Here is a 10,022-nt window from a genome sequence, read left to right as displayed (position 1 = left end):
AACGGTCAACCCATGACACACCCGGCAACGGCCGGTCCGGAAGAGCCGGCCACTGCGGAGCTGCTGCGTTCGGTGTTCCGACAGCATGCGGCCGGCGTCGCCGTGATCACGGCCTTCGGCGACAAGCCCGTGGGATTCACCGCCACCTCGCTCAACTCGGTCTCCCTGGACCCACCGCTGGTCTCGTTCGGCATCGGCACCTCGAACTCCTGCTGGCCGGTCATCGCACAGGCCGAGTACGTGGGAGTGCACCTTCTGGCCGTCGACCAGCGGGAGTTGGGGGCCACGTTCGCCCGCAGCGGAGCCGATCGCTTCGCCGCCTCCACCGCCTGGCATCCCGGCCCCAACGGCGTGCCCCTGCTGGACGGGGTCCTCGGGCGGCTCGTGTGCCGGATCGTCGCCCGCATGCCCGCTGCGGGCCACCGCATCGTCGTCGCCGAGGCCCTCACCGGACGTACCTCGGGACGGGGCGGGCCTCTGCTCTACCACGACGGCGGCTTCCACCGCCTGGCGCCACTGCTTCGGTGAACGCCATGTCGGCGATCAGTACCAGGGGCCGGGTGCACGTCATGGTCGTCACCACGACCTTCACCGTCGAGGTGATGTGCGGCTTCCCGGACCGGATCGCCGGCCACTTCGACCACAGGGTTCACCTCGTCGCCGACGGACGCTGCGCCCACCGCTCCAAGAAGGTCCGCGACCGGCTCGCAGCTCCACCTGGTGAGGACCGCGGGTGCCTGAGAACCGAACGGATAAGGGGAACAGTGAGGGAGACTCGATTGGGCACCGATACGAGCCGGTGCGGGCGGGGCGGTCCCATCGCCCGTCCGCCGCTGCTCTTGCGGCTCGTCGGCGGATTCGACATCCTCCGGCAGCCCAACTACCGGCGGTTCCTGACCGGGCAGGTCTTCTCCCTGGTCGGCACGTGGATGCAGCGGATCGCACAGGATTGGCTCGTACTGGAACTGTCGGGCAAGGACCCGGTGGCGCTGGGTGTGGCGACGGGTCTGCAGTTCCTGCCGGTCCTCTTCCTGTCCCTGTGGGCAGGCGTACTCGCCGACCGCCTCAACGTACGCCGGGCCTTGATGGTGCTGCAGTCCCTGATGGGAATGTGCGCACTCGTCCTGGGGCTGCTGGAGCTCACCGGTTCGGTACGGCTCTGGCACGTCTACCTGCTGTGTTTCGCCCTGGGCTGCCTTTCCGCGCTGGACGCTCCGATCTTCGAGTCGTTCGTGGTGGAGATGGTGGGCAAGGACGACGTGTCCAAGGCCGTCGCGCTGAACTCGACGACGTTCAACGTGTCCCGCGTCGTCGGTCCGGCCCTTGCGGGCTGGGCCATCGGCTGGTGGGGCACGGGGCCGGTCTTCCTGTGCAACACCGTGAGTTTCGCCGCGGTGGTCGCGGGGCTGATGGCGACCGACCCGAGCACCCTGCACCGCAGGCCCACCGCGCGGCGGGCTCGCGGACAGCTCGGCGAGGGTCTGCACTACACCTGGAACGATCCGGATCTGATGCTCCTGATGGGCCTCACTTTGGTGGTCGGCACGCTCGCCAGTTTCAGCACCGCCGTGGCGACGGCCGCTGCGAAGGTCTTCGGCGCTGGTGCCGGCTCCTTCGGGCTGCTGTCGACGCTGCTGGCGCTGGGCATGCTGGCAGGCTCCATCATCACCTCGCTGCGCGGCAAGACCTCCCTGGAACGTCTGCGGGTGCTGCTCGTACGGTCCGCCGCCCTACTGGGGGTACTGGACCTGGCCCTCGGGCTCATGCCCGGCATCTGGCTCTTCGGCTTGCTGCTGGTCGGCACCGGGACCGCAGCGACGGTGTTCGTCATCGCGGCACACACCACCGTCCAGATGTCGGTGAGCGACGAGGTGCGCGGGCGCGTCACGGGCCTCTACATGCTGGTGCTGCTCGGCGGCACTCCCCTCGGCGGCCCGCTGACCGGCTGGCTGGCCGACGCACTCGGTGGCCGGGCGCCCTTCGTCCTCGGAGGCGCGGCGATCCTCCTGGCGGCCGGCATCGTCGCAGCCGCGTTCCATCGCCGACATGGACGGACGGCGGCCGACGCCCGCGCCGTCGGGCCGTCCACAACCTGACAACCTCCGCGAGCGGTGCTCCCCTCGCGCCGAAGAACGACCGGCAGCCCCTGACCGGGGCCCGCCCTTTGAGGAGACGACAAACCATGCCCGTGAGCTTCGTAGGCTCTGCCATGACCAACGACGGTTCGGAGACCCGCGCGCATTCCGGCCCGGTGTTCGACAAGGAGTACACGCTGCGCCTCGCCCAGGCACACGAGGAGGCCGGCTGGGACCGCCTGCTGATCGCTTACCGTTCCAACTGGCCGGACCCCGCGCAGATCGCCGCATACCTCGCCGCGAACACCGACCACATCGAGTTCCTCGTGGCGCACCGGCCGAACGTGTCCTATCCCACCTTCGCAGCCACCACGTTCGCCACCTTCGACCATGTCACAGACGGTCGGCTCACCCTGCACTTCATCAGCGGGGCCTTCGACGACGACCAGCAGCGCGAGGGCGACTTCCTGAAGAAGGACGAGCGGTACGCACGCACTCGCGAGTACATGCAGATCGTCAAGAAGGCGTGGACCTCGCACGAACCCTTCGACTACGAGGGCGAGCACTACCGCTTCCACGACTTCGTCAGCGACGTCTTCCCGGCGCAACAGCCCCGGCCCGCACTCTCATTCGGCGGCTCGTCGCCAGCGGCGTACGCGGTTGGCGGCGCGGAGGCGGACATCTACGGCCTGTGGGCGGAGTCCCTGGCCGGCACCGCCGAGCAGATCAACTCCGTGTACAGGGCGGCCCAAGCGGCCGGACGCACCGAGATGCCCCGTCTGCACTGCGCCTTCCGGCCGATCCTCGGCGCCACTGAGGAACAGGCTTGGGAGAAGGCGCACCGCGTCGTCGACCAGATCCACGCCCGCAAGCAGGGGCTCAGCAAGAGCGCGGACGTTGCCTCCTACCGTCTGCGCCAGCTTGCCGCGCAGGGCGAGCGCTTCGACCGCTGCCTGTGGACGGGGACCGTGGCCGCCACCGGCGGCGGCGGCCCCGTGGCGGCGCTGGTCGGCACGCCCGAGACGGTCGCGGCCGCGCTGCTCGACTACGTCGACCTCGGGGTGGAGATCATCGCGGCCCACGGCTACGACTACCTGGAGGACGCCGTCGAGTTCGGGCGCGAGGTCATCCCGATCGTGCGCGCGGAGGTCGCCAAGCGCGACGCCCTGCGGCAGAAAGCGGCGGACGCCTCAGCCCCGGCCGCAGACGCCGCCGGTCTGCGGCCGGTCGGCGGCTGAGTTCAGCAGCGCGTCCGCGAGCTGCTGGAACTGGGCCCCGCGGCTTGCCTTCACCAGGACGACGTCGCCCGGCTGGAGGATCGAGTGGAGCAGCTGCACGGCGGTCTCCTGGTCGGGCGAGCACATGGCCGTCCCGCCGGCGCTGCGCACGCCGTCCATCATCCATCCGGCGTCCTCCCCTCCCACCAGAATGATCTGGTCCAGGCCACCTCTTCCCGGCACAGGCGCTGCTGACCCTGCTGGGGCTGCCCCGGACAGAACGCGACCAGTTCATCGCGTGCAAGACGGCGGCTGTCGAACTCACCGCTGACGCCGCGGGCGAGCTGGCCCTGACCGGCGAGGAGCGGGCGGCGAGGACGGCGCAGACGATAGCCACGGCCGGCTATCTGACAGAGCTGATCCAGAGCCGTCGCGCTCACCCCGGCGACGACATCCTCAGCGACATCCTGGCCATCGAGGGCGAGGACCGGCTGTCCGACGCGGAAGCCATGGGCCTGCGCGTGATGCTCATCCTGGTTGGTCTGGAGACCGTCACCGACGCACTGAGCCTGGGGATGGAGCGCTTGACGAGCGCCCCTGAACGGCGTCGTGAACTGGTGGCCAACCCGTCCCTGTGGTCGGCTGCGGTGGAGGAATTGCTGAGGCTGGACCCGCCTGCCCCCTTCCTGCCGCGGGTCGCAACCGAGGATACGGAGATCGCCGGTTGCCCCGTGGGAGCCGGAACCGTGGTCAACGCCCATCTGTCCACGGCCAACCGGGCAACTGCGGGCGCGGGTCAAGGAACTCGAACTCGAGCGGGAGATCCTGCGGAGGGCCGCGAAGTATTTTGCGGCGGAGACCAGCTGGTGAGCAGCCGCTTCCAGTTCGTCGACGATCAACGTGACGCCTTCGGCGTCACGCGGCTGTGCCGGATGCTGCGAGACGCTCCAGGGACGGAAGCGGTGGAACGGGGCCCGTGAGGCTCGTCTCGCGGTCTTCCGCCGGGCGACCCGCTACAACACCCGGCGACGGCACTCCCGCCTCGGCCAGATCAGCCCGATCGCCTACGAGCAGCGATCAACTACGGCGGCCACCGCCGCATGACAACCGGTGTCCACGATGAAGGGGAAAGCCCCGTACAGCTCCCATTGGCCGCCCGGCCCGAAGCGCTCCACGATCCCGAACGGGACGGCGGGGCCGTTCTCCCCGGTGGGGGTGGCCTTCTTCGGTCGTGCGCCGTCGACTCCACGGTGGCAGCTGGCCGGGAACCAGCGGTTGCCGGTGTCACGGTGATCCGCCCTTGATCCGCATCAAGCATCCATCCGCTGTTTGTACGGGCCTTCGCTGGTACCAGAGTTCCGAGTTCTTTTGGCTCCGACGCCCGTTCGATCGCCGGGCCGGTCAGGAGCCATCCCGCGGCGGGCCGCAACCGGATCTCGTCCGGTGGGGGCGGCTGACGCCGCAGAGGGCCGTGGGGAGCAAGAATGTCCCATCGCAGATTGTCGTAGAAGTCAAAAGCACAGCGGTCGGCCATCGTGTGCAGGGGATACGTCCCCAAGTCGGGGTACGGCGCCTGCGTGGAGGCATACGGTTCGTTCTGCAACGTGTCGAAGACCGTCAGGGCTTCAGTGCACTGGCGTGTGAAGTCCTTGTCCTTGAGCACGTCGTCGGGAGCCCAATCGGCCTTCTCGGACACGTGCACGTCGTTGAGCCGCTCAATACCGAGGTCGGTGTCCAGACACGACTGCCACGGGGCCGAACGCCGGGGACGCTGCCTTCCGGGCGAGGGGTTTGGTCGGTGGTCACCGGCTGTCCTCCCTTCTTGCTTCCTTTGGGACGAGCGGGTCAGTTCACGGTTGCCGGGCTGGGTGCGGGTGTGGCCGCTATGGCAGCCCACGATGCGCGTTCGACGACCAGGCGGCGCAGCGTGCGTACCTGGCGCGGTGCGTTCCAGCCGAGTACGCCGACCACGTTCCCGTGGTGGCCGTAGGCGGCGGTGAAGTGGCCGTCCGACGGAGCGCCTTCGACGATCCGCATCTCCGCGTCCGGCGGGAAGATCCCGTACGCCTGGATCCTGGTGTCGTACTGGTCGGTCCAGAAGTAGGGCACGGGAGCGAACGGGGTGGCGTCGCCGAGCAGGTTGCCGGCCGCGGCCATGGCCTGTTCGGTGGCGTTCATCCGGTGCTCCAGCCGCATGCGGGTGCCAAAGTGCGGGTTGTGCCAGGAGGCGACATCGCCGGCGGCGTAGATCCCGGGTGCCGCCTGGCAATACGCGTCGCACTCCACCCCGTCTCCCAGCCGCAGGCCCGAACCTTCCAGCCAGCCGGTCGCGGGCGCGGCACCGAGGGCCAGGACGACGACGTCGGCCGGCAGCGTGGTGCCGTCGCCGAGTTCCACTCCGGTCACCCGGCCGCCGGCGCCGAGCAGCCGGCGTACCGGCACCCCGCAGCGCAGGCGTGTTCCGTGGCCCCTGTGCAACTCGGCGACGAGCGCGCCGATTCGGTCCCCGAACGGGCGCCGTACCGGGACCGGCTCCGGGTCGACCACGGTCACGTTCAGGTTCATGGTCCGGGCTGCCGCGGCGACTTCGGTGCCGAGGAATCCGGCGCCGACCACGACCACTCGGGGCCCGGGTCGAAGCGCGGCGCGCAGGGCGAGCGCGTCGTCGAGCGTGCGCAGGACGTGGACTCCGGCCAGATCGCTGTCGGGCAGGCGCCGGGGAGCCACGCCGGTGGCGATGACCAGGGCGTCGAAGCCGATGCTCTCGCCGTTGTCGAGGCGTACCCGGCGACCCGGGACGTCCAGGGCGGCGGCGCGTTGTCCGAGCCGCAGGTCGGCCCGCAGCCGCGCGAGATCCGGCAGGGGGCGCAGGGTGGCGCGTTCGGGCCCCCAGGCGCCGGTCAGGATCTGCTTGGACAGCGGTGGCCGGTCGTACGGCGGATGGTGCTCATCGCCGATCAGGGCGAGTTCGCCGTCCCAGCCGCGGCGGCGGAGGGTCTCGGCCGCGGCGAGTCCCGCGGCCGATGCTCCGACGATGACAATCCGCTTCCCTCCCTTCGCTTTCACTCCTTGTCCTCCTGCTTCTCCTGTTCTTCCAGCCAGATCGCCTGGGCCGGGCAGAGGACGACGGCCTGCCGGACGTCCTCCACCAGGTCCTCGGGCGGGTTCTCGGCGCGCAGGACGACGATGCCGTCCTCCTCTCGCTGGTCGAACACGTCCGGCGCGCTCAGCACGCACTGGCCGGAGGCCACACACTTGCTCTGATCGACGATCACCTTCATCACAATCCTCCTCTTCCCTACGGCACTTGGGCCGCATCACCAGGTGACGGGCAGCTCGTAGACGCCGTAGACGTTCCCGTCGTGCTTGAACGGGATCCGGTCGAGATCCACCGCCAGCCGCAGAGTGGGGATGCGGCGGTAGAGGGTGCTGTAGACGACCTGCAGCTCCACCCGGGCCAGCGGCTGGCCCAGGCACTGGTGGACGCCGAAGCCGAAGGCCACGTGGTGGCGGGGGTTGCGGTCGATGTCCAGTTGGTCAGGGGCGGGGAAGGCGTCGGGATCGCGGTTGGCGACGTCGTTGGAGAGGACGACGCCCTCGCCGGTGCGGATGGTCACGCCGCCGACCTCGATGTCTGCCAGGGCCACCCGGCGGCGTCCGGTGTGCACGATGGTGAGGTAGCGCAGGAGTTCCTCGACCGCCGAGGCGACCGTCTTCGGGTCGTCGCTCTCGCGCAGCCGGTCCAGCTGATCCGGGTTCTGCAGTAGGGCCAGGGTGCCCAGCGCGATCATGTTCGCGGTGGTCTCGTGCCCGGCGGTCAGCAGCAGCATCCCCATGCCGGCCGCTTCACGCCGGGTGAGCTCACCGGTCCTGACCTGCTCGGCCAGTGTGGAGAGCACGTCGTCGGCTGGGTGAGCGAGTTTGGCGCCGATCTGCCGGTCCAGGTAGTCGAGCAGCTGTTGTGTGGCCACCCGCGCCTGCTCCACGGTGCTGGTGGTCTTGATCAGGATCTTGCTGTTGGCCTGGAAGAAGTCGTGGTCGGCATACGGGACGCCGAGCAGCTCGCAGATCACCAGCGACGGCACCGGCAACGCGAACGCCTGGACCAGGTCCACCGGCTTGGGCCCGGCGAGCATGGTGTCGATCAGGCCGTCGACGATCTTCTGAATGGCAGGCCGCAGCGCCTCCACCTGCTTGATGGAGAAGGTCGCGGTCACCATCCGGCGAAGCCGGGCGTGCTCCGGATCGTCCATGTTGATGAAGGTCCGCGACTGCCTCCGGCGCTCCTTCTGGGCCGGGCTCATATGGGGGTAGTGCGGGTGGTTGCTCTCCGAGCTGATCCGGGGATCGGCCAGCAGAGCCCGTACGTCGTCGTAGCGGGTGACCAGCCAGGGGGTGCTGCCGTCCCACAGCCGCACCTGACTGATCGGGGCCTGGTCCTGCAGCGTGCGCAGGGCCGGCGGCGGATCGAAGGGGCAGCGGGCAGCCCTGGTCATGGGGTAGTCCGCTACCTGCGCCGACGGCACATCGGTGCCGGGTGCCGAGAAGGTGCTCATGGTTCTCCGCCCTTTCCGAAGTCGGATATGGGGGCAGTGCCGGGACCGGGCCCCGGCGCGCGTGGGGCGCGACGGAGCAGGTCCCGCCTGCAGGAGGAGACACCGAAGAGCGCAGCCAGGAGGCTCAGGAGCGCGATTCGCCGCCGGAAGCACCTGGTTGCGAGGCGGCTTGGACCATCCGCCGCACGATGGGCAGGGCCGTGCGCATAGCCTCGCCCAGCGCCCGCACGTCCCGCTCGGGCAACGCGGCCAGCATGTCGGCCACCCGGGCACACTGCGCGCGCCGGCGCTCGGTCATCAGCTCTCGCCCGGCTTCCGTGATGGCAACCAGGCGGACCCGCCCGTCCTCGGGATGGCCCACGCGAGTGGCCAGGCCCTGGGCTTCCAGCCGCTGCACCAGAGCGGTCATCGACGGTTGCGCGATGCCCTCCGCCGCCGCCAGCGCGGTCAGCCGGATCGGACCTTCCTGCTCCAGCCGGCTGAGCGCCGCGGCGGTGGTCAGACTCATGCTCTGCCGCTCCGACAGAAGGTGCCTGACCATCCCGATGGCCAGCTCGTTCAGCGCCGCCGCCACCTCCTGGTGACCCTCTTCAGGTGTCTCATCCATACCCATACCTATATCACCCTTCTATATAGGATGTCTATATTCCACCTCTATATAGACAATCTATATAGGTGGGTGATATAAATGTCGTAGACCTGTTAGAGGTTCTGGTCACAACCAAGGCGCCACGGCGGCGTCGGAGGAAGGTGATGACCGTGACCTGCACCTACGCCCCAGAGGCACCTCCACGGCAGGGTCCTGCTCGCAGTCCGTCGGCATCCGTCGGCACATGGACTCTGGCGCACCGCCCGGAAGCCGCCGGAGAAGCCCGCAAGATCACCAAAGAACTCCTCACTCAGTGGAGCATCGCCGAGGACGCGGCCGACTCGGTCCTTCTGACCGTCTCCGAACTCGTCACCAACGCCGTGGAGCATGCCCGGCCCCCACTGCACTTCGGACTGAGCCGCGACCCGGGCACCCAGCGAGTGCACATCGAGGTGTTTGACGGAGGCCCTGCCACCACGGAGGGCGACTGGGCAGCCAGCGGCACCCCCGACGAGCACGGCCGCGGACTGAAGATTGTCGAGCACCTCACCGCCGCGCACGGCGACCGCGAGGAACCCGGACGCGCTGTCCACTGGGCCGACGTCACCAGCATGCCCTGACCCGACCGCGCGGCAGAGCCCGGCGCTCGCGATCGCCCCACGTCCCGTACGGAGCGGCCAGTGAGAATCAGGTACGCCCGCACCTCGACCACCCGGCAGGCACTGGCGAGCCAGTTCAAAGCCCTCCTGCCCACGCGGTCGGCGGCGTCTCAATGGACGGTGCCAAGCCGCCTTGAGGGGCGCTCAGTAGCCGAAGAAGCGCGGAGATCACCTTCTGGCCTGCAGCCTCCGTTTTGATTTAACGCGCTGAACTGCCGTCGAGGTGTTGACGGCTATCCACGTTGGCCATCGTCGGATGTCCTCCAACGGCCCCGAGACGCCCTGGGCTCACTGCCCGACGACAGGTTCCAGGACGAACACTGGGAACTGCCGCGAGGTCTTCTTCTGCATCTCGGCGTATCTCGGAAAGACAGCGACCGCGCGCTGCCACCACTCGACCCTCTCCTCGCCGGTAGCCTCATGGGCTGTCATGTCCTGCTTTACGGGGCCGTCCTGGAGTTCGACGTGCGGATCGGCCTTGACGTTGAAGTACCACAGCGGATGCTTGGGGGATCCGCCCAACGAACCGACCACCGCATAACGCCCGTCGTCCTCGACGCGCATCACCGGCGCCTTGCGGATCTTTCCGCTCTTGGCGCCCCGGGTGGTCATCACCACCACGGGCCACCCCGTGTCCCACAGCGTCGTCCCCCTTGTGCCGCCGGAGCTCTCGTACACCTCCACTTGCTCGCGCACCCACTGCGTCGTGCCGGGTTCATACTCGCCCTCGAGAGGCATGACATCCGTCCCCTCGTCGTAGAAATGTTCTCGCAACGTGCTCTAACGCCGGTGCATGTATCAGGCATTCCGGACGGGTGGCTCTGTTCGCGGGAAGCGACAGCGATTGCTCACCGGTTCGGGAGACGGTTTGGAGCAAGGCCGAGTCGAACAGTTCGCGGCTTTGGCCAGCACCCGGGGCAGCGGTC

General features: G+C 68.9%; 10 protein-coding genes and 3 pseudogenes. 7 read left to right on the top strand and 6 right to left on the bottom strand.

Features of this window, described 5'->3' with window-relative positions:
* Positions 1 to 12: 12 nt before the first annotated feature.
* From ACFVT2_RS13575 to ACFVT2_RS13565, 3 genes are all read left to right on the top strand, one after another.
* Entirely contained in the window at positions 13 to 528 is a 516-nt protein-coding gene (locus tag ACFVT2_RS13575) for a flavin reductase family protein (RefSeq protein ID WP_390016307.1), read from the top strand.
* Positions 529 to 533: 5 nt separating this feature from the next.
* On the top strand, positions 534 to 2,096 hold the full coding sequence (locus tag ACFVT2_RS13570; RefSeq protein WP_390016305.1) for an MFS transporter: 1,563 nt from the start codon (positions 534 to 536) through the stop codon (positions 2,094 to 2,096).
* An 86-nt stretch (positions 2,097 to 2,182) separates the two neighbouring features.
* On the top strand, positions 2,183 to 3,313 hold the full coding sequence (locus ACFVT2_RS13565) for an LLM class flavin-dependent oxidoreductase (RefSeq protein WP_390016302.1): 1,131 nt from the start codon (positions 2,183 to 2,185) through the stop codon (positions 3,311 to 3,313).
* Here ACFVT2_RS13565 and ACFVT2_RS13560 read toward each other — a convergent pair.
* Entirely contained in the window at positions 3,266 to 3,475 is a 210-nt protein-coding gene (locus ACFVT2_RS13560; protein ID WP_390016299.1) for a hypothetical protein, read from the bottom strand. The two genes, ACFVT2_RS13565 and ACFVT2_RS13560, sit on opposite strands and share 48 nt — an antisense overlap.
* Before the next feature lie 326 nt (positions 3,476 to 3,801).
* On the opposite strand from ACFVT2_RS13560, the pseudogene ACFVT2_RS13555 reads away from it, so the two are divergent.
* The 3 pseudogenes from ACFVT2_RS13555 to ACFVT2_RS13545 form a co-directional block, all read left to right on the top strand.
* Positions 3,802 to 4,059: pseudogene (locus tag ACFVT2_RS13555) on the top strand (cytochrome P450); the annotation flags it as partial.
* A 16-nt stretch (positions 4,060 to 4,075) separates the two neighbouring features.
* Positions 4,076 to 4,230, top strand: a pseudogene (locus ACFVT2_RS13550) (IS3 family transposase); the annotation flags it as partial.
* Between the two features lies 1 nt (position 4,231).
* Positions 4,232 to 4,396: pseudogene (locus ACFVT2_RS13545) on the top strand (IS3 family transposase); the annotation flags it as partial.
* A 741-nt stretch (positions 4,397 to 5,137) separates the two neighbouring features.
* Here the strand turns inward: ACFVT2_RS13545 and ACFVT2_RS13540 are convergent.
* The 4 genes from ACFVT2_RS13540 to ACFVT2_RS13525 all read right to left on the bottom strand — a co-directional run bounded on the left by ACFVT2_RS13540 (position 5,138) and on the right by ACFVT2_RS13525 (position 8,455).
* Positions 5,138 to 6,358 carry an NAD(P)/FAD-dependent oxidoreductase gene (locus tag ACFVT2_RS13540; protein WP_390016296.1) on the bottom strand — a complete coding sequence of 407 codons (1,221 nt, stop codon included), beginning with the start codon at positions 6,356 to 6,358 and terminating at the stop codon, positions 5,138 to 5,140.
* On the bottom strand, positions 6,355 to 6,573 hold the full coding sequence (locus ACFVT2_RS13535; protein WP_390016293.1) for a ferredoxin: 219 nt from the start codon (positions 6,571 to 6,573) through the stop codon (positions 6,355 to 6,357). The genes ACFVT2_RS13540 and ACFVT2_RS13535 overlap by 4 nt, the downstream gene beginning before the upstream one ends.
* A 36-nt stretch (positions 6,574 to 6,609) precedes the next feature.
* Positions 6,610 to 7,848 (bottom strand): cytochrome P450, encoded by a 1,239-nt coding sequence (locus ACFVT2_RS13530; protein ID WP_390016290.1) that lies wholly within the window; start codon positions 7,846 to 7,848, stop codon positions 6,610 to 6,612.
* A gap of 124 nt (positions 7,849 to 7,972) precedes the next feature.
* Complete coding sequence (locus ACFVT2_RS13525) at positions 7,973 to 8,455, bottom strand: MarR family winged helix-turn-helix transcriptional regulator (RefSeq protein ID WP_390016287.1); 483 nt, start codon at positions 8,453 to 8,455, stop codon at positions 7,973 to 7,975.
* A gap of 146 nt (positions 8,456 to 8,601) precedes the next feature.
* Here ACFVT2_RS13525 and ACFVT2_RS13520 point away from each other — a divergent pair, with 146 nt between their 5' ends.
* The gene (locus tag ACFVT2_RS13520) at positions 8,602 to 9,057 is read left to right on the top strand and encodes an ATP-binding protein (protein ID WP_390016284.1); all 456 of its coding nucleotides are present in this window, start codon (positions 8,602 to 8,604) and stop codon (positions 9,055 to 9,057) included.
* A gap of 327 nt (positions 9,058 to 9,384) precedes the next feature.
* On the opposite strand, the gene ACFVT2_RS13515 is transcribed toward ACFVT2_RS13520, so the two are convergent.
* Positions 9,385 to 9,834, bottom strand: coding sequence for a nitroreductase family deazaflavin-dependent oxidoreductase (locus ACFVT2_RS13515; RefSeq protein WP_390016281.1), 450 nt, complete (start codon positions 9,832 to 9,834; stop codon positions 9,385 to 9,387).
* Positions 9,835 to 10,022: the final 188 nt, after the last annotated feature.

This window comes from Streptomyces sp. NPDC058000, from assembly GCF_042886435.1.
Taxonomy (GTDB): Bacteria; Actinomycetota; Actinomycetes; order Streptomycetales; family Streptomycetaceae; genus Streptomyces.
The sequence above is the reverse complement of the archived record's forward strand: the minus strand, read 5'-3'. Positions and strand labels throughout refer to the sequence as shown.